The organism is Arthrobacter sp. CDRTa11, assembly GCF_026427775.1.
GTDB lineage: Bacteria > Actinomycetota > Actinomycetes > Actinomycetales > Micrococcaceae > Arthrobacter.
Genome location: NZ_CP044532.1, coordinates 822078 through 840695 on the forward strand (window position 1 = coordinate 822078; position 18618 = coordinate 840695).

Genomic DNA, 18618 nt, shown 5'->3' on the forward strand with positions numbered 1-18618 from the left:
GCACAGACACCGAACGCATGAAGGACCACAACTGGTGGCGCCAGGCAGCGGTCTACCAGATCTACCCCCGCAGCTTCGCCGACTCGAACGGCGATGGCCTGGGCGACATCCGGGGCATCACCGGCAAGGTCTCCTACCTGAAGTCGTTGGGAATCGACGCCGTCTGGCTAAGCCCCTTCTACCCCTCTGCGCTGGCTGACGGCGGCTACGACGTGGACGACTACCGCAACGTGGACCCCAAATTGGGCACCCTGGAAGACTTCGACGAGATGACCGCCGCTCTGCACGACGCCGGTATCAAGCTGATCGTCGACATCGTCCCCAACCACTCCTCGAACCGCCACAAATGGTTCAAGGAAGCACTGGCCTCCCCAAAGGGCTCCGCCGCCCGGGACCGCTACATCTTCCGTGACGGTCTGGGGGAGAACGGCGAACTGCCGCCGTCGGACTGGGTTTCCGTGTTCGGCGGCCCCACCTGGGAGCGGATTACCGAGCCGGACGGCTCTCCCGGCCAGTGGTACTTCCACATCTTCGCGAAAGAACAGCCTGACTTTAACTGGGACAACCTCGAGGTCCGCGCGGACTTCCTGAAGACTTTGCGTTTCTGGTCCGACCGCGGCGTGGACGGCTTCCGTATCGATGTCGCCCACGCGCTGACAAAGGACCTCGAAGGCGCGTTGCCCACCAGGGCGGAGCTTGAGGCGAAGGGAGCAGATGCAGAGGGCTTCCTCGATGGCTCCCATCCCTACTGGGACCGCAACGAAGTGCACGAGATTTACGCCCAGTGGCGCAAGCTCTTTAACGAGTACAATCCTCCGCGCACCGCTGTCGCTGAGGCCTGGGTGCACACTGACCGCCGTCCCCGCTACGCCAGTCCCGAGGGGCTCGGCCAGGCCTTCAATTTCGATCTCCTGCAGGCCGACTTTGACGCTGCCCAGTTCCGGACGATCATTACCAAGAACCTCGCCGAGGCCGCAGCGTCAGGTGCCTCGTCCACCTGGGTGTTCTCCAACCACGATGTCGTCCGGCACGCCACGCGCTACGGACTTACCGCAGCCACCCCCGCCGGTGAAGGTGAGATCATGGCCGGCCTGGCCGGCAAAGAGTGGCTGCTCGACGGCGGTAGGCGGGAAGACGTCAATGCCGAACTGGGCCTGCGTCGTGCCCGCGCCGCCTCGCTCTTGATGTTCGCCCTGCCCGGCTCGGCCTACTTGTACCAGGGCGAGGAGCTGGGCCTGCAGGAAGTGGGCAACGAGATCCCGGATTCTGAGCGTCAGGACCCGGCCTTTTACCGCAACAAGGGCGTGGAAATCGGCCGGGACGGCTGCCGTGTGCCGCTGCCATGGACAACAGAGGGCTCCTCCTTCGGCTTCGGGGACGGTGGCGCCCACCTGCCGCAGCCGGAATGGTTCGCCGCCTACGCCGCCGACAGCCAGGCCGGGATTCATGGGTCCACCCTGGAGCTTTACCGCGCCGCACTGAGGCTCCGCCGCGAGCTGCAGGCCGTTGAAGAGTTGGAGTGGATCGAGACCGGCAACCCGAAGGTCCTGCACTTCAACCGCCCGGGCGGCTGGCAGTCGATCACCAACTTCGGGGACACCCCCGTCGACCTTCCGCCCGGTGTTGTCTTGGTCAGCAGCGCGCCGCTGGAACATGGCAAACTGCCGGGCAACAGCACCGTATGGGTGCGCTAAGGCCCACATCCATCCGGTGATCGGCAGGCCCGACACATTATCCAAGTGCCCATAGCCGCAACTTGGCACCAAGCAGAGTCGCTTAACGGAAGGTTCCACCTTGTTATCTCGCAGTAATGAATCCCGTGTTCCCCACGTCAGTCCAAACTCAGGCGCGCGCAAATCGATTAGCCGCGCGGCTGCCGTCCTGCTCGCTGCAGCGGTGGTGACGGCGTCCGCCGTCCTGCCTGCCAGTGCCGGAACGGTCAGCACCAATAAGTCCGCCCCGGATCCGGCCGCCCAGCATTCGGTCCGCGGCGGCGTCAGTGACCAGAATTTCTACTTCGTCATGCCCGACAGGTTCAACAACGGGAGCAAGGCCAACGACGAGGGCGGGCTGGGTTCGGATCCGATGGTGTCCGGCTATGACCCCACCCGCAAGGGGTTCTTCAACGGCGGAGATCTGAGGGGCCTGCAGGACCGCCTGGACTACATCCAGGGCCTGGGAACCAACGCCCTGTGGCTCACGCCGAGCTTCAAGAACAAGGCCGTCCAGGGCGGCGGGGAGCTGGACAACAGCTCGGCTGGCTACCACGGCTACTGGGTCACTGACTTCACCCAGATCGACCCGCACATGGGCACGAATGCGGAGCTGAAGGCGCTCATTGAGGCCGCCCAGGCCCGCGGCATGAAGGTCTACTTTGACATCATCACCAACCACACCGCGGATGTCATCCAGTACGAGGAAACGTCGTCTGCTCCCTACATTTCCAAGGAAGCCGAACCCTACCGCACGGCCACCGGTGAGGCATTCGACGACCAGGACTACGCCGGCACCCAGGACTTCCCGGCCCTGGATGCGGCAACCTCATTTCCGTACACGCCGGTGATCCCGGCCGCCGAGCAGGACGTCAAGGTTCCCGCGTGGCTCAACGATCCCACGCTGTACCACAACCGCGGCAACACAACCTTCGCCGGCGAGGACGCCCTCTATGGCGACTTCTTCGGACTGGATGACCTGTTCACGGAAAACCCGAGAGTCGTCAACGGGATGATGGACATCTACAAGACTTGGATCCGCGACTTCGGAATCGACGGCTTCCGCATCGACACCATGAAACACGTCAACGACGAATTCTGGCAGCAGTTCGGGCCTGAGGTCCTCAGCTACGCCAAGGAGCAGGGCAAGGACGAATTCTTCATGTTCGGCGAAGTCTTCGAAACCTCCAAAAGCATCACGTCCAAGTTCACCACCAAGAACCGCATGCAGGCGGTCCTGGACTTCGGCTTCCAGGGAGCAGCCCGCAGCTTCGCCTCCCAGGGAAGCAAAGCTAGCGGCATGGCCGACTTCTTCAACGGCGACGACTGGTACACGGACGCCGATTCCAACGTGTACCAGCTGCCCACCTTCCTGGGAAACCACGACATGGGCCGCATCGGCACCTTCATCGCCCAGGACAACCCAGGAGCGCCTGAGGCCGAACTCGTAGAACGTGACGAACTCGCCCACGAGCTGATGTACTTCTCACGCGGAAACCCCGTGGTCTACTACGGTGACGAGCAAGGGTTCACTGGCCCCGGCGGAGACCAGGACTCACGGCAGTCGCTGTTCGCCAGCCAGGTCCAGGAATACCTGGACGACGACCTTCTGGGCACCGGATCCACACACGCGACCGACAACTTCGACACCCAACACCCCCTGTACCGGAAGATCAGCGAACTCGCTGCACTCACGGCCAAGCACCCCGCACTCCGCGACGGCGCCCAGCAGAACCGCTACGCCGCCGACGGAGCCGGGATCTACGCTTTCTCCCGGATCGATGCCAAGGACCAGCGCGAGTACATCGTGGCCCTGAACAACAGCGAGACACCCCAAACCGCAGTAATCCCGACCTACGAGGCGAAGCAGCCCTTCGAGCTCGTCTACGGCGACGCTGCGACTGAGGCCAAAACCGATGAGCAGGCAAACCTCGGCGTCACGGTTCCGCCGCTCTCCGCCGTGGTGTATGAAGCGAAAGGGCAGCTCGCGAAGTCCAAGGCGGCGCCCGCCGTCGCACTCAAAAAACCTCTCATGGCAGCAGATGACACAGGTCGCCTTAAGGTAACTGCCGACGTCGACGGTAACTCGTTCTACGAGGTCACCTTTCAGGCGCGGACCCCGGGAGGTGAGTGGCAGGCGATCGGCACGGATGACAACGCTCCGTACCAGGTGTTCCATGACGTCTCTGCGATGGAGTCAGGAAGCCCGCTGGAGTACCGGGCGGTAGTGCTGGACAACCGCGGGCAAACGTCATCGAGTGAACCGCGCAGCGGTGTTGTTGGCGAGCCTGCGCAGCCGACGACCGTCAGCGTGGCAGGCAGCCTCAACACCGAACTGGGCTGCACGGAGGACTGGCAGCCGTCCTGTGAGAAGGCTTTCATGACCCTCGAACCGGTCCACCGGCTGTGGCAGCTGAACGTCTCGAACCTGCCATCAGGCACTTACGACTTCAAGGCGGCGCTGAATGGGACGCTGGATGAAAACTATGGTGCCGGTGGTGAGCCGGACGGCCCGAACGTCCTGTTCGAACATGAAGGCGGCCCGGCCACGTTCCTGTACGATCACGCCACTAACGTAATCAGCGCTGTCACGGCGGACCAGCAGCCTGCTGCCGTGTCAGTGGCGGGCAGCCTGGACTCCGAGCTCGGCTGCGCCGGCGACTGGATGCCCGATTGCAGCCAGGCCCAGCTAACGCTGGATCCCTCGGACGGCATCTGGAAGCTGCCCATTCCGGAACTGCCCGCTGGCAGTTACGAATTCAAGGCCGCCATCAATGGTTCATGGAGTGAGAACTACGGCTTGGGCGGCGCCGCCAACGGCAGCAATATCGCGTTGAACCACGACGGCGGCCCGGTCACCTTCAGTTACGATCACGCCAGCCACCTCATGACAGTGCGCTAACTAAAAAGTGGACCCGCATTCGTGGTCGTTCCGGGCGCGGAACGGCCACGAATGCTTGAGCGCAGGGCGTTTCCCCGTTGATCTTGCAGAACTCAGGAGTAGTACTGCGCCAGGGTCTCGGCCTTGAACTCGAAGAAGCTGCCGGACTCGATGGCCAGCCGGGCATCGTCCACCATCTTCACCACAAAGCGCTCGTTGTGGATGGAAATCAGCGTTGCCGACAGCATTTCCTTGGCCTTGTACAGGTGGTGGATGTAGGCCCGCGAGTAGTTGGCGCAGGCGTAACAGTCGCAGCCTTCCTGCAGCGGGCCAAAGTCCCGTTTGTACTTCGCCCCGGACAGGTTGTAGCGGCCCGTGGGCGTGTAGAAAGCCGAATTTCGGGCGACTCGGGTGGGCGAGACGCAGTCGAAGGTGTCCGCGCCGTTCTCGATGGCGGTGAAGATATCGTCGGGCTCGGAGATGCCCAGGAGGTGCCGCGGCCGGTCCTCCGGCAGTTCCTCGTTGCACCAGCGCACGATGGTGCCCAGGTTCTCCTTTTCCAGGGCGCCGCCGATGCCGTAGCCGTCGAAATCCATGGCGCCCAGGTCCCGGCAGGCCTTCCGGCGCAGGTCCTCGTACTGGGCGCCCTGGATGACGCCGAACAGCGCCTGGTAGGGCTTTCCCACCCGGGACGACGTCAGCCGCGCGTGCTCCTCGATGCAACGAAGCGCCCACCGCCGGGTCCGTTCCAGCGACTCCTCCTGGTAGCCGCGCGAGTTTTGCAGCGTGGTCAGCTCATCAAAGGCAAACATGATGTCCGCGCCGATCTGGTGCTGGACCTGCATGGAAATCTCGGGGGAGAAGCGGTGGCGGTCACCGTTCAGATGCGACTTGAACCAGACGCCGTCGTCATCGACGTGGGCCAGGCGTTCCTTGCCGGGCGCCACGGCGTCATCCGGAACAGCCGCTGTCGCGGAAGAAACGGACTTCATATCGATGACCTTCTTGAAACCCGAGCCCAGGCTCATCACCTGGAAACCGCCAGAATCCGTGAATGTCGGGCCCGGCCAGTTCATGAAGGCACCCAGCCCGCCGGCCTCGTCCAGGATCTCCGGGCCGGGCTGCAGGTAGAGATGGTAGGCGTTGGCCAGGAGCGCCTGCGCCCCGAGCTCCGCCATGGACTCCGGCAACACGGATTTCACCGTGGCTTTGGTTCCGACGGCGATGAAGGCCGGCGTCTGGATCTCACCGTGGGGGGTGCTGATGATGCCGGTCCGGCCGAGGAACTCGCCGCCGTTGGCAGTGACCTGGGCAGTTGACGGCGCGCAGGTCTCCCTGAGCCGCGTGCCCACCCGGAACGAGAACCCCGGCTGTGTTTCAGGAGAGGAAGCGGCGGGGGAGGAAGCGGAGGGACCGGCAGAAGCGGGGGCGGAGTTGGCTGGCACGGTTCAAGTGTGCCAGCTATCGGTCCGAACCCTCAGTGCAGCGGAGCGGATGTGGGGTAGTTCTCAGCCATCCAGCCTTCCCACAGCGCGCGAATGGACTCCAGCCTGGACGCCCCCAGATCGTAGGTGGAGATGATCACCATGGAGCCGCCCTCCGGCCTGACGTCATCAATGACTGGCTGGTCGGCAACGATCAGCAGGCCGTCACCGTGCTCGGCATAGTCATGGACGGTCAGGCCCACCTGGTGGTTGCTGCGGTACAAGACCTTCCCCGCAATCTCTTCGCCGGTGCCGAGGGTCTTCTCGTAGTTCTCCCCGGGCTTGGGCACATCCGAAAGGCCAAGTTTTTCAATGGCCGAACCGGGTCCGCCGGGAACCTGGAAGAACAGCGTGTGCCGCCTGCCGTGCGGATGGCGCTCCAAGGCGAATCTAAGCTGCTGCAGGAAGGTGAGCCAGCCCTGGGTTATGTCCTCGTCCCAGGCCGCCCATTCGGAATTGTGGTCCAAAGCCGCGCGGGTCACACTGACCTGGGTCCCTCCGGGTACGGGCTTGAGGTCAAAGACGTCGCCGCCATGGGTTGTCAGGCTCGTGTGGTCCGGTGCTTCCACCACATCACTTGAGAAGTAGATTTCCTTAATTTCGGCGTCCAGGTCGTCCGCTTCCCAGCCGTGCCACTGGGCTACCTTGGACGGTTCGCGCAGCATGGTCCACACCTGCGGCGCGTCGGCATTAATCACCACGCTCAGATTGTTCGTCATTCCCCGAATGTACAACTCAGCGGGAGCGCCCGGTAGGGGTAAGTTCTTTGCCGGATTAACGCGCCGGTAAGGCGGCAGGCATCAGGCCCGGACAGCCTCAAGTTCGTTGCTGATCCGGCGCTGGAGTTCGCCCAGGCCGATGGTTTCGGAGCCGCCGTGCGCCCGCAAAAAGAGCAGGGACTCCAGCCGCAGCAGCCGCCACTCGCGCTCGGCCTCGTGGTTGGAGTTGTCGATGGAGCGGAAGATTTCTTTGTCGTAGAGGTTCGGTTCGTTCAGGGAACGCTGGCGGACCTTGGCATTCATCCGGGCTTTGAACGGGTCAGTTTCCTGCGTCTCGGGCATGCGCAGCAGCTTTTCGTACACTTCGGCCCGTGCCTCCTGCCCGTCCTGCCGGCAGATGTAACTCGACAGCGCCAATGACGCTTCCACTGACGCCCACCTGCCCGGGTTTCCGTCGAATGGCAGGACGTTGAGCAGATCCGCCACAGCCAGCGACCCGTCGGGATCCTTCAACGTAACGAACAGCTCGTGGGCCAGGTCGCTGAGGTCCTTCAGGCAGCTTCCGGATTTGAAGTTTATCCCCTTGGCAAGTTTGTCGGCCAGCAGCAGGACGCCAACGGCGTCAGGGTGGGCGTCGGCCACGGCGGCCACCACAGACTCCGGTGTCCCCTGCGGGACGGGGATCAGTTCGAGCTCCTCTGCTGTGGGGCCGCTCAGCGCCGGCGGAATGGCGGGCGGGGGAGGAACGACGACGGCGGGAGCCGGCACTGAAGGCGCCTCACCAGGGGCGTGATCGCCTTTGCCCTGGTCACCGAGGTTCTGGTGACCAAGGTGCTCATCACCTTTGTTGTCGTCACCCAGGTTCTCATCGCCAGTGCCCTGCGGACCAAGGTCCTGTCCGCCCAGGTTTGCCCCCAGCGGAAGCCGCGAAACGGCGTCGGGCGCTGTATCCAGAATCCGGACGGAGGAGCCGGCGGCGATGCGCAGTGTCCCGCCGCGGGTCAGGCTGGCCAGGACCAGCGCCGGGACCCCATAATCGTCCGGTTCCACGTCCACCTGGTGGACCTCGGCGGTGCGTTCACCGTCTGGAAGGAGGAGCTGATCGCCGGCCTTCAGGGCTCCAGCCTGCTGTTCGCTGTAGTGCCGGGCGGCTGGGGTTTCGGTCATGGGAGTCCTTAAGTTCTCTTGCGGTCCGCCCTACAGTCTACAAAGGCGGCCGCCGAAAGTCGGGGACCCCGGGTCAACCGAGGGCGTCAGAAGCCCACACCGGCAAAGGCCAGTGCCTGCCGGATCAGGGAACCGCGTCCGCCACTGAATTCGAGCTGGACGTCCGGGCTGAGGACTTCCTCAGGCGTCATCCACGTCAGTTCAAGGGCATCCTGGCGGGGCTCGCATTCTCCGGTTACCGGAATGACGTAGGCCAGCGACACGGCGTGTTGGCGGTCATCGGTGAACCCGGTCTGCGACGGCGCAGGAAAGTACTCGGCCACGGTAAACGGCACGGGGCTGATGGGCAGCTGCGGAAAGGCCAGCGGGCCCAGGTCCTTTTCCATGTGGCGCAGGAGCGCTGCACGAATGGTCTCGCGGTAAATGACCCGGCCCGATACCAGCGAACGGATCATGGTGCCGTCTTCATCGGCCTGCAGGAGGGTGCCCACCTCGTTCACGAACCCCAGCGGATCCAGCCTGACCGGCACCGCTTCCACATAAACCATGGGAAGCCTCCCACGTGCCTCAAAGAGGTCTTCTTCGGAAAGCCAGCCGGGATTGGGGTCAGGTGTGCGAACGTTCATGGGTTAAGTTCTACCCCATCGGAGGGCTGCGGGCCTGTTCAGGGGTGAGATACCGGCCCTTAGGGTCGCCTAAAGCGCGGAACCTCACCCCTCGGCGGTCAACGCTTCGAAATCCACAGCGTGGCAGGCACATGGGCGGCCAGTGACCCGCCCGCGTCCGGATTGGGAAGGTGAAGCGTGCGGCCGAACGCTTCCTCGGTGATGCGGACCTCCTGCCCAGCTGCCGCAAGGCGGTCCGCCAGGGCGTCCAGGTCGCCGTCGTATTCGAAGCCGAGGCCGGCCCGTGACGGTCCGGACGCGGGACGCACCATCAGCACCCCGCCGTTCTTGGCGGTGAAGTCGGCGGTTTCGTCGGCATCGGGGGAGGGGCGGAAGCTCCCGCCGATGTCCCGAAGCATCTGCGCGGCGGCCGCGGCGTCCTCGGTGAACAGGACACCGACGACGGCGAGGGCCGGGTCAGCGCCGCGGGAGGTTGCCCAGGTGCCGTCTTCCCCCCGGGCGGCGGGGTCGGCCAGGAAGCTGAAGCCGTCCCGCGCCGTTACCCGGCAGGACTCGCCGTGATCAGCCTGGACGATCTCTGCCGAGCTGGTGCCCGTGTCCTCGGCGGCGAGGTTGGTCCGCCGGGCGAACTCGGCAAGATCTCCCACCTCCACCCCGAAAACGGTGGTTCCGTCGTCAGCCGCGTTTGGTTCGGCCTGGTGCAGGGCCAGGCGCCCCGCGCCGGCGTCGAACTCGCGCCACATGCCATGATCCGCCGTTTTCGCCAGGCCCAGGGCAGTGAGCAGTTGCTCCCACTGGTCCAGCCGGGACGTGAAATGGACAGGGCGGACACGCAGCATGGTTTCTCCTCGACTCCGGGGACGGCGCAGGTAGGGCCATCATGCCACGACTTCCAGCAGCCGGCACGGGGCAGAATAGGCCCATGGCCATTGAACTTGAGGAACTGCTGGTGCCGGACGCCGCCGCCTGGCGGTCCTGGCTGGAAGCGAACCACAAAGACAGCCCCGGGGTGTGGCTGGTGCTGCACAAGAAGGGCGGCGACGTCACGGAACTGGACTACGACGCCGCACTGGATGAAGCACTCTGTTTTGGCTGGATCGACGGCCAGGTCAAGAAGCGCGACGCCGGGAGCTACATCCAGCGGATGACGCGCCGCGGCCCCAAAAGCCGCTGGTCGCTGCGGAACGTCGGGCACGTGGCCCGGCTCGAGGCCGCAGGGAAGATGACCGACGCCGGACGGGCCGCCGTCGAAAGCGCCAAGGCCGACGGGCGCTGGGACGCGGCGTATCCGGGACAGGCAGCGGCGGAGGTCCCGGCCGACCTGGCCGCCGCGATTGCTGCGGTCCCGCAGGCACAGGCGATGTTCGACGTCCTCACGTCAGTGAACAGGTATGCCCTGATCTACCGGACCACCTCGGTGAAGAACCAGGAGCTTCGGGAGCGGAAGATTGCCGCTTTTGTGGAAATGCTGGCACGTGGCGAGTCGCCGTTCCCGCAGCAGAAGAAGCCTGCCCATCCTGGCGACCCGTGACAGCCGGCGTGACAGCCCGCCTGGCGGCGGTTATGCGTCAGCTGTCCAGGGGAAAGGCCACCGCTTCGCCCACCACGCGGAGGCACAACTCCATCCCTGGCCGCGCGATGGACGCGTTCCAGTGCCGGATGGTGATGATCTCACCCCCGCCGGGGTACCGGTGGTCCGCCCGGGCGAGTTCCGGCGGCACCGCAAGCTTCAGCCGCACCGTGGTTTCCGGGCCAAAGTAGTCCGTGTCCACCACCACTCCGCGAATGGGGCCGTCCTCCGCGATGCGAATCTGCTCGGGGCGCAGCATCAGCTGCACGCGGCCTTGTGCCGGCGGCCGGCGGACCGGGATGCCGCCCAGGGAACAGGTGGCCAGGGAGCCTTCCATCCAGGCATCCAGGATGACGGCGTCGCCCAGGAACTCGGCGGTGACACGGTCCGCAGGGCGGGTGTACACCACAAACGGGTTGCCGATCTGGGCCAGTTTTCCGCCGCGCATGACAGCCACCTGGTCGGCGAAGGACAGTGCTTCGGCCTGGTCATGGGTCACCAGGATGGTGGTGACGCCTGCCTTGTTCAGGACCTTGGCCACGGCGCGGCGGGTGGCCACGCGGAGGCCGGCGTCCAGGGCTGAGAACGGCTCATCCAGCAGCATCAGTTCCGGTTCGCGGGCCAGTGCGCGGGCCAGGGCAACCCGCTGCTGCTGGCCCCCCGACAGCTGGTGCGGACGCCGCTTGGCCATGGCAGGGTCAAGGGACACCATCTCCAGCAGCTCGGTGATCCGGCCGGGAACCCCGCGGCGGCCGCCGGGAAGCTTGGCCGGGTCCAGGCCGAAGCCAACATTCTGGCCAACGGTGAGGTGCGGGAACAGTGCCCCGTCCTGGGCGACATATCCGACCTGGCGTTTGTGCGCAGGCAGCCACACGCCGTCGCCCGCCACCTTGGTGCCGTTGAGGGAGATGCTGCCGGTGGCTGGGTGTTCAAAGCCCGCAATCAGCCGAAGGAGGGTTGTCTTGCCGGAACCGGAGGGGCCCACAATAGCCGTTGTGCCGCCCTTGGCCACGGACAGGTTGACACCCTTGAGCACCGCCTGGGACCCGAAGTTCTTGGTGGCGTCCGTAATCTGCAGATGGCTGTTGGTGCTGGGTTCCACTGAAGCGGCGATCCGTGGTTCCGGAAGCCTGGAGGGGGCACCACGCGAAGTGTAGGAATCGGTCACTGTCCGGCCACTTTCTTGGACTGCTGGAAGAGGAGGTACGTCATGGGCGCCGACAGCAGGATCATCAGCAGGGCATAGGGCGCGGCGCCGGAGTAGTCAATTTCGCTGCTCTTGCTCCAGAACTCGGTGGCAAGCGTGCGGGTGCCGTTGGGGGACAGCAGCAGCGTGGCCGTGAGCTCATTGGCGATGGCCAGGAAAACCAGGGCGGCACCACCGGCGGCTGCGGGAGCCGTAAGCCGCAGGGTCACCCGGATGAAGGACAGCAGCGGCGGCTTGCCCAGCGACTGGGCAGCCTCGTCGAGTTCCTTGGGCGCCTGGGCCAGGCCGGCGCGGAGGTTCACCAGCGCCCGCGGCAGGAACAGCAGGACGTACGCCGCCACCAGCACCCCGGCAGTCTGGTACACGCCAGGGACCAGCCGGATGCTGACCGTGACAAAGGCCAGGCCCACCACGATCCCCGGCAGGGAGCTGGTGACGTAGTTGGAGAGCTCAAGGGACTTGCTGAACCAGCTGGGGTGCCGGACGGCAAGGTAGGCCATGGGGAATGCGACGACGGTGGTAACCAAGGCTCCTGCCAGGCCATATCCGAGGGTCTGCAGGAGGGCCGGGATGAATTCATCCGCAACCCAGACGGCCGGGCCGCCGGCCAGGGTCCAGCGGAGGACAAGGACCAGCGGGAGCCCGACGGCCAGAGCGGTCAGGGCAGCCAGTGAGAGCTGGGCCGGAACCTGGTAGGCGTGCAGGGGAAGGCGGATGGCCCTGGCCTGCGCGCCGGAGCCGATCCGGGCGTAGCGGGCAGAGCCGCGGCCCCGGGCTTCCAGCACCAGCATGATCAGGCAGAAAAAGACGAGCACACTGGCCAGCATGTTGCCGGCGGTGCCGTTGAACGTGGACTGGAACTGGACCATGATGGCGGTGGTGAATGTGTCAAAGCGGATCATGGCAAACGCGCCGTATTCGGCCAGCAGGTGAAGGCCCACCAGCAGGGCGCCGCCTGTCATGGCAATCCTGAGCTGGGGGAGCACTACACGGAAGAAAACACGCCAGGCGCCAAGCCCGAGGGCGGCGGCGGACTGTTCGATGGCCGGGTCCAGCCGGCTGAGGGTGGCCGCGGCGGGAATGTAGACCAGCGGAAAATAGGACAGGGTGGCTATCAGCACACCCGAGCTCAGCCCCTCCAGTGACGGCACGGCCGAGACCCAGGCGTAGCTGTTCACAAAGGCGGGAATGGCCAGGGGGGCCGCAAGGAGCACCGCCCAGATCCGGTGCCCCCGCAGCCCGGTCCGCTCCACCAGCCAGGCTCCGCCCACACCCAGGATGAGGCAGAGCGGAACGGTGACCAGCGTGAGCAGCACGGTGTTGAGCAGAAGCTCGCCAACGCGGGGCCGGAAGATCAGTTCGACGGCGGTGTCCCACCCGGTTGCGGCGGTCATGTAGACCACGTAGCCGAGCGGAACCAGGGAAAACAGGGCAATCAGCACTGCCAGGATGGACACCACGGAAACGCCGAAAGGCGGGCGAGGGCTGTTGCCCCGGCCCGCCGTCGTCGTGCTCCCCCTGGTGGGGGGAGCCGATAGATCAGTGGTCACGAATTACAGGAGTCCTGCCTTGGTCATGAGCTCGGTAACCTTTGCGGAGTTCAGCTTGGCAGCGTCCACCGTGGGGGCCTGCAGTTCCACCAGCGGAACCAGCTTGTCGTTGGCCGGAACGTCAGAGGCGACGGAGTACTCGAACGAGGTGCCGTTCTTCAGCACTTCCTGGCCCTTCTTGCCCGTGACGAACTTCAGGAATGCCTGGGCATCCTCTGCCTTCTTGGAAGACTTCAGGACACCGCCGCCGGAAACCGAGACAAACGCGCCCGGGTCCTGGTTCTTGAAGTAGTACGGCGTGACGTTCTTCGAGTTCTCGCCGGTCTTGGCCTGGTCGCCGTAGTAGTAGTAGTGGTAGATCAGCGCGGCATCAACTTCGCCCGCGTTGACTGCCTTCATGGCCGTGTTGTTGCCCTTGTAGGCCTTGAAGTTTTCCTTCATGCCCTTGAGCCATTCCTCGGTTGCGGCCTCGCCCTTGAGCTCAAGCAGCGCGGAGACGATTGCCTGGAAGTCGGCACCGGACGGTGAAGCCGCCCATTTGCCCTTCCACTCGGGGTTGGCCAGGTCCAGCATGGACTTGGGCAGCTTTTCCTCGGTCAGCTTGGCCTTGTCATAGACCAGGACGGTTGAGCGGGCGGCGATGCCCGTCCATTTCCCTGTGGAGGGGCGGTATTCCGCGGGCACCTGGTCGATGGTTGCCTTGTCCACGTCAGCGAACAGCCCGGCCGTCTCCACCTGCGTCATCGCGGGGGAGTTCTCCGTGAGGAAAACGTCGGCCGGCGATGCCGCGCCTTCCTGGATGATCTGGTTGGACAGCTCGGTGTCCGAACCCTGGCGCATGGTTACCTTGATGCCGGTCTCCGCCGTGAAGGCTTCGATCCATTCCTTGGTGAGGCTTTCGTGCTGGGCGTTGTACACCGTGATCCCGCCGGCTTCACTCGACGAGGAGGTGCCGGTGGCTGCCGGAGTGGCACTGCCGCCGCAGGCGGTCAGTCCGAGGGCTGCGGTTGCGGCGAGGGCGATGCCGGCCAGCGCGTTGGTGCGGATCTTCATGGGGGCTACTTTCTGGGGAAAAGTCAGGCGGACCGTGGTCCTGGTGAGCTGGGATCAGGGGATGCTCACTCGACAAAACTGTAGGTTAGCCAATCCTAAGCAACCAGCCCTGAAGGCGGTTAAGTGATGAGGATCACATCAATTACGGTAGTGTGGCATGACTTAATTCGTTTTCCCCCACTGTTGCACCGCTGCCGCCGCCTCCAGTGCCATCCACGCCTGCAGCTGGGTGGACAGCTCGACGGCGGCTCCCGCGGGATAGGTGGCATTCGCCGGCTCCTGCGGGAGGGAGGAAAAGAGCAGCTTCCCGCCGTGCCTGGACAGGGGTTCGGCCGGTGAAACCTCTCGCCTGCCTGACCAGAACGCGTCCGCGGTGCCCATGACGAGTCCTGCCGCAGTGCCTCGGACTCTGTCCGGAAGCCTGGCGTCCGCTGCGGCGAGAGCAAGGTAGCGGCAGAGGATCCCGGTGAACAGGCCACCGTCGCCGGTTCCGTGGCAGTGAAGGATTTGGTTCGCGGCTTGGGCCGTGAGGTTGCGGGCGATCGCTTCCACCAGTGTGGCGGCCCGCGCCAGGCTGGCCTCACCGCCGAGCTCCAAGAGTGCCCCGAGGACGGGGCCCTGGTTGTAGGAATAGATGGCGTTTTCCAGCAGGAATTCTCCGCTCCCGGTCAGGCGGAGGCCATCCAGATAGAGCCCCTGCGACGGGTCAAAGAGCCTGGCATCCAGCCAGTCAAGCAGGGCCCGGGCTTTGGCTGGCTCACCTGTGCGGGCATAAAAGAGGGCTACAGGGGCCGTAGCCGGCGTGTTCTTGAAGTCCCGTTTCTTGCTCCAGAACGTGCCGCCGCCCAGGTGGTCCGTGGACGCTGAATCAAACTGCCGGGCCAGGGTCCTGCGGAGCCGGGCGTTGCGCCGCCGCCCGCGTTTGCGGGTTTCTTCTGCCAGTTTTTCCAGCCGGAGGGTGGCCAACGCCAGCCAGGCCATGTCGTCGTAATAGCTGTTGACATAGGTGAGGAAATTCCGGAGCCTGATCCCATTTACCAACTGTGAGGCGAGGCGTCCGGCGCTGGGGCTTCCGGGTCCGGCGAACCGTGATGCCGGTGTAGCCCCCTTGGCGAGTTCCCGGTTTCCGGCGTCCACCAGGCAGTCCACGTAATGCGCCTGCCACCAGTAGTGCCACGGGCGGAAGAGGCTGCTCAGGCCGCCGGAGGGCTGTACAACGGCGCCGAGATGCGTGCCCGGCAGGAACAACAGCCGCTGGCCGAAGAGCGATGTGACAGCGCGGGCGGCCTCATCTGCACGGCCAGGCCAATCAATCGGCAGCGGGCCGGCAGGGGAGTCGTCCATGCGGGATTCATCCCTGCGGGATTCGTCGGCGGGAGGCGGGTCGGCCGTCGGGCTCATGCTTTCCACCCTAGTAGCCCGGAGTTGCTGCTCGACGGCGGACTGGTGCGTGCAGTCGGCATTTCAGTTAACATTCACTAACTAGCGTTCCCGGCCGGAGCCTTCCGCCAGCGGCGCTCACATCAAGGAGGATGAATGGACATCGACGGTAGCGTCGCACTGATCACGGGTGGGGCGTCGGGGCTGGGGGCCGCAACAGCGAGGCGCCTGTTCGACGCCGGAGCTTCCGTGGTGCTGATCGATTTGCCATCTTCCGCGGGTGCCGCCTTTGCCGATGAGCTGAATGGGCAGGAGCCGGCTGGACCGGCCCTGCACGGATCTGACCTGAATGGCGAGGCTTCCGGCTCCCGCCGGACGGCCGTTTTTGTCCCCGCGGATGTGACCAGCGAAGCGGAGGTGCAGGCCGCCGTCGACACCGCTGTTGCCCTGGGCCCGCTGCGGATCGTGGTGAACTGCGCGGGTATCGCGACCCCAGGCAAGGTTCTGGGGCGGGACGGGGTGCTGCCCCTGGATGCCTTCAGCCGGGTTGTCCAGGTGAACCTCATCGGAACGTTTAATGTGCTGCGTTTGGCGGCGGCGGCGATGGTGTCCACCGAACCTGCCGCTACCGATCTCGGTGGCCCCGAGCGTGGGGTGATCATCAATACGGCCTCGGTGGCCGCGTTCGACGGCCAGATCGGCCAGCCCGCCTATGCCGCCTCGAAGGGGGCGGTGGCGGCAATGACGTTGCCGCTGGCCCGCGAGTTGGCGCGCTCCCTGGTGCGGGTGGTGACCATCGCGCCGGGGATTTTCGAGACACCCATGATGGCAGGGCTTGCGCAGGAAGCCCAGGAATCGCTGGCCACCCAGGTTCCGCACCCCTCCCGGCTTGGCCGCCCTGCGGAGTATGCCAACCTCGTGGCGCACATCGTGGAGAACGCCATGCTGAACGGTGAAACCATCAGGTTGGACGGCGCTATCCGAATGGGCCCGAAATGAATTCGGCGCAGCCACCCTCCGCAACGCCCGCGGTGGCGCATCATGAGGAGCTGCCCACGGCAGACTTTTTCGCCTTCGAGTCGCTCCTGAGCGACGTGGAGCGCACCAAGCTGGCCGAACTGCGGGACTTCCTGGCCACGGAGATCGCACCCTACGCCGGGGAATGGTGGAACAAGGCTGAATTTCCGGCGCACATCCTCCCCAAGCTCGCGGCGCTGGAGCTCAGCACACCTGCCCAGCGTGGTTACAGCCACCTGTTCGCGGGCCTGGTCATTGCCGAAATGACGCGCGTGGACACCTCCATTGCCACGTTTTTCCTGGTTCACCATGACTTGTTTGTGGAATCCCTCTACGCGTTCGGTTCCCAGGACCAGAGGGAGCGGCTCCTCGACGACGCGTCCAACCTGCGCATCACCGGCGCCTTTGCCCTCACGGAGCCAGGGCACGGCTCCGACGTTGCCGGCGGCATGGAAACCAGGGCGCGGCGGATCTCCTCCCGGACAGGAGAGCCCGACGCCGAAGGCGATTCCTGGGTGCTCAACGGCGCCAAACGCTGGATCGGGAACGGGACGTTCTGCGACTACCTGCTCGTCTGGGCCCGCGACGAGGCGGACGGGGCCGTCCGGGGATTCATCGTGGACGCTTCCCTGCCCGGAGTGAGCCGGAGCCGGATCGAGAACAAGATCGCGCTGCGGACCGTCCAGAACGCGGACATTGTCTTCGCGGACGTGCGGGTGGCCGAGGCAGACAGGTTTGCCGGCATCGGTAGTTTTGACGACACCAACCGGCTCCTGCACGGCTCGCGGATCATGGTGGCCTGGCAGGGCGTGGGGCAGCAGCTGGCGGCGTTCGACGTCGCCCGGCAGTACGCCGTCGAACGCCACCAGTTCGGCCGCCCGCTGGCGAAGTTCCAGCTCATCCAGCAGCAGTTGGTGACCATGCTGGGCAATACCGTGGCGAGCATGGGGATGATGGTGCGGCTGGCCCAACTGCAGGAGGACGGCGCCGCGGACATGCCGCAGGTAGCGCTGGCGAAGTCCTACATCAGCGCCCGGATGCGGGAAACCGTGGCGATGGGCAGGTCCATCCTGGGTGGCAACGGCATTGTGACGGAGTACCGGATGGCCAAGATCTTCGCCGACGCAGAAGCCATTTTTACCTATGAGGGCTCGTTTGAGATCAACACGCTGATTGTGGGCCGGGCGGTAACAGGGGTTTCCGCCATCGTCTGACCCGCCCCTACCGCGCGAACTGGCAGCTGATGACCTCAAAACGCGAATTTGCGGGGATTAGCTGCCAGTTCGCGCTCAGTCGGCGGGCCCGGGCATCTTCTCGCCGGCCTCGATCTTGGCGTCCAGGCTGTTGTTCTTCACCGGCATGGGGCAGGTTCCATAGGGGGTGAAGGCGCTGGGGTAGTTGATGGCCCGGTTGAAGTCCAGAACCACGTACGCGTTTCCGGACGGATCGACGCGGGGCCGGGGCGTGGATACCTTGCGCCATTCAGCCGTTGCTTGTTCGGGCGAACCGGATCCGTTGGTCTCGTCGTGGAACGTGACCGTCAGGGCGCCGAGTTTTTCCTCCTCGGCCTGCAGATGGAATTCGTGATCCTTGCCGGGCAGCCGGAACACCAGTTCGCCGACCGACCGGTGGACGCCGTCCACCAGCGGGTTTGCGGTTCCGATCGGGACGTCCACCGGCTCGGGATAGGGGCGGAAGCTGGCCTCGACCACCAGGTCCGGGTTGTAGTCGAAGGTGGGGACGCCGTCGAACTCCGTCAGCACGGGTGAGCCCGAGTCCCGCGTGCGAATGGCGTACCGGCCGGCCCGCATGGCCAGTTCCACCACCACCTGCTGTCCGTCCGCGCCGCCAAACTGCACCCACATCAGGGACTCCTCGTCGGCGAGCCGTGCCGTGACGGTGCCTTCCACCGGCTCGCCGGTTTCCACGAACGTCAGTCCGTCCTGCGGCACTGCGGTGAGTGCCGCCGTCGAACCGTCCGTTGACCACAGTCCCGGGGCCGTTTCGACGGCGGATGGCTGGCTGTCCAGCCACTCCAACGACGTGAGGGTGAGCCAGCCGTGCTTGGTTGCCAGTGCCTTGTTCCGGTTGGTGCGGAAGCGTTGCCATCGCTCCAACTGGGCCGCTGCGGATGCGCTCATGGTTCCTCCAGGACTGTTCGGCTGCCCCGGCTACAACCCCGGGGGCAGGCTGTTCATTCCAACTGTGCAGGCAGCCGGTTACCTTGCCAGGGTGCGCGCGCGGAGTAAGGT

15 protein-coding genes are annotated in these 18618 nt (G+C 65.1%); 5 read left to right on the plus strand and 10 right to left on the minus strand.

Annotated features, from left to right (window positions below; genetic code table 11):
* The first annotated feature begins 17 nt into the window (after positions 1-17).
* A complete protein-coding gene (locus tag F8G81_RS03875; RefSeq protein ID WP_267279113.1) occupies positions 18-1694 on the plus strand; it encodes an alpha-amylase family glycosyl hydrolase in 1677 nt (558 codons plus the stop codon).
* A 100-nt stretch (positions 1695-1794) separates the two neighbouring features.
* Positions 1795-4614: an alpha-amylase family glycosyl hydrolase gene (locus tag F8G81_RS03880; protein ID WP_416377101.1), complete on the plus strand. Its 2820-nt coding sequence runs from the start codon at positions 1795-1797 to the stop codon at positions 4612-4614.
* Positions 4615-4706: 92 nt separating this feature from the next.
* Here the strand turns inward: F8G81_RS03880 and tgt are convergent, their stop codons facing one another.
* From tgt to F8G81_RS03905, 5 genes are all read right to left on the minus strand, one after another.
* Positions 4707-6038: a tRNA guanosine(34) transglycosylase Tgt gene (gene tgt, locus F8G81_RS03885; protein ID WP_267277712.1), complete on the minus strand. Its 1332-nt coding sequence runs from the start codon at positions 6036-6038 to the stop codon at positions 4707-4709.
* Positions 6039-6070: 32 nt separating this feature from the next.
* Positions 6071-6796, minus strand: a complete 726-nt coding sequence (locus F8G81_RS03890) for an SRPBCC family protein (protein WP_267277713.1) — start codon at positions 6794-6796, stop codon at positions 6071-6073.
* Positions 6797-6877: 81 nt separating this feature from the next.
* Positions 6878-7963, minus strand: coding sequence for a DUF6707 family protein (locus tag F8G81_RS03895; RefSeq protein WP_267277714.1), 1086 nt, complete (start codon positions 7961-7963; stop codon positions 6878-6880).
* 86 nt (positions 7964-8049) lie between these two features.
* Positions 8050-8589 carry an NUDIX hydrolase family protein gene (locus F8G81_RS03900; protein ID WP_267277715.1) on the minus strand — a complete coding sequence of 180 codons (540 nt, stop codon included), beginning with the start codon at positions 8587-8589 and terminating at the stop codon, positions 8050-8052.
* Positions 8590-8687: 98 nt separating this feature from the next.
* Complete coding sequence (locus F8G81_RS03905) at positions 8688-9428, minus strand: VOC family protein (RefSeq protein WP_267277716.1); 741 nt, start codon at positions 9426-9428, stop codon at positions 8688-8690.
* A gap of 83 nt (positions 9429-9511) precedes the next feature.
* Between F8G81_RS03905 and F8G81_RS03910 the strand changes: the two genes are divergently transcribed.
* Positions 9512-10120: a YdeI/OmpD-associated family protein gene (locus F8G81_RS03910; RefSeq protein ID WP_267277717.1), complete on the plus strand. Its 609-nt coding sequence runs from the start codon at positions 9512-9514 to the stop codon at positions 10118-10120.
* Between the two features lie 37 nt (positions 10121-10157).
* Here the strand turns inward: F8G81_RS03910 and F8G81_RS03915 are convergent, their stop codons facing one another.
* The 4 genes from F8G81_RS03915 to F8G81_RS03930 all read right to left on the minus strand — a co-directional run bounded on the left by F8G81_RS03915 (position 10158) and on the right by F8G81_RS03930 (position 15313).
* Positions 10158-11327 (minus strand): ABC transporter ATP-binding protein, encoded by a 1170-nt coding sequence (locus tag F8G81_RS03915; protein WP_267277718.1) that lies wholly within the window; start codon positions 11325-11327, stop codon positions 10158-10160.
* On the minus strand, positions 11324-12916 hold the full coding sequence (locus tag F8G81_RS03920; protein ID WP_267277719.1) for an ABC transporter permease: 1593 nt from the start codon (positions 12914-12916) through the stop codon (positions 11324-11326). The genes F8G81_RS03915 and F8G81_RS03920 overlap by 4 nt, the downstream gene beginning before the upstream one ends.
* Before the next feature lie 3 nt (positions 12917-12919).
* Positions 12920-13969: an iron ABC transporter substrate-binding protein gene (locus F8G81_RS03925; protein ID WP_267277720.1), complete on the minus strand. Its 1050-nt coding sequence runs from the start codon at positions 13967-13969 to the stop codon at positions 12920-12922.
* Between the two features lie 162 nt (positions 13970-14131).
* The gene (locus F8G81_RS03930) at positions 14132-15313 is read right to left on the minus strand and encodes a glycoside hydrolase family 76 protein (RefSeq protein ID WP_267279115.1); all 1182 of its coding nucleotides are present in this window, start codon (positions 15311-15313) and stop codon (positions 14132-14134) included.
* A gap of 192 nt (positions 15314-15505) precedes the next feature.
* On the opposite strand from F8G81_RS03930, the gene F8G81_RS03935 reads away from it, so the two are divergent.
* Together F8G81_RS03935 and F8G81_RS03940 are read left to right on the plus strand one after the other, a co-directional pair.
* Positions 15506-16348, plus strand: coding sequence for an SDR family NAD(P)-dependent oxidoreductase (locus F8G81_RS03935; protein ID WP_267277721.1), 843 nt, complete (start codon positions 15506-15508; stop codon positions 16346-16348).
* The gene (locus F8G81_RS03940) at positions 16345-17580 is read left to right on the plus strand and encodes an acyl-CoA dehydrogenase family protein (protein WP_267277722.1); all 1236 of its coding nucleotides are present in this window, start codon (positions 16345-16347) and stop codon (positions 17578-17580) included. Before F8G81_RS03935 ends, F8G81_RS03940 begins: the two co-directional genes overlap by 4 nt.
* A gap of 75 nt (positions 17581-17655) precedes the next feature.
* Here the strand turns inward: F8G81_RS03940 and F8G81_RS03945 are convergent, their stop codons facing one another.
* Positions 17656-18507 carry a DUF1684 domain-containing protein gene (locus F8G81_RS03945; RefSeq protein WP_267277723.1) on the minus strand — a complete coding sequence of 284 codons (852 nt, stop codon included), beginning with the start codon at positions 18505-18507 and terminating at the stop codon, positions 17656-17658.
* Between the last annotated feature and the right edge of the window lie 111 nt (positions 18508-18618).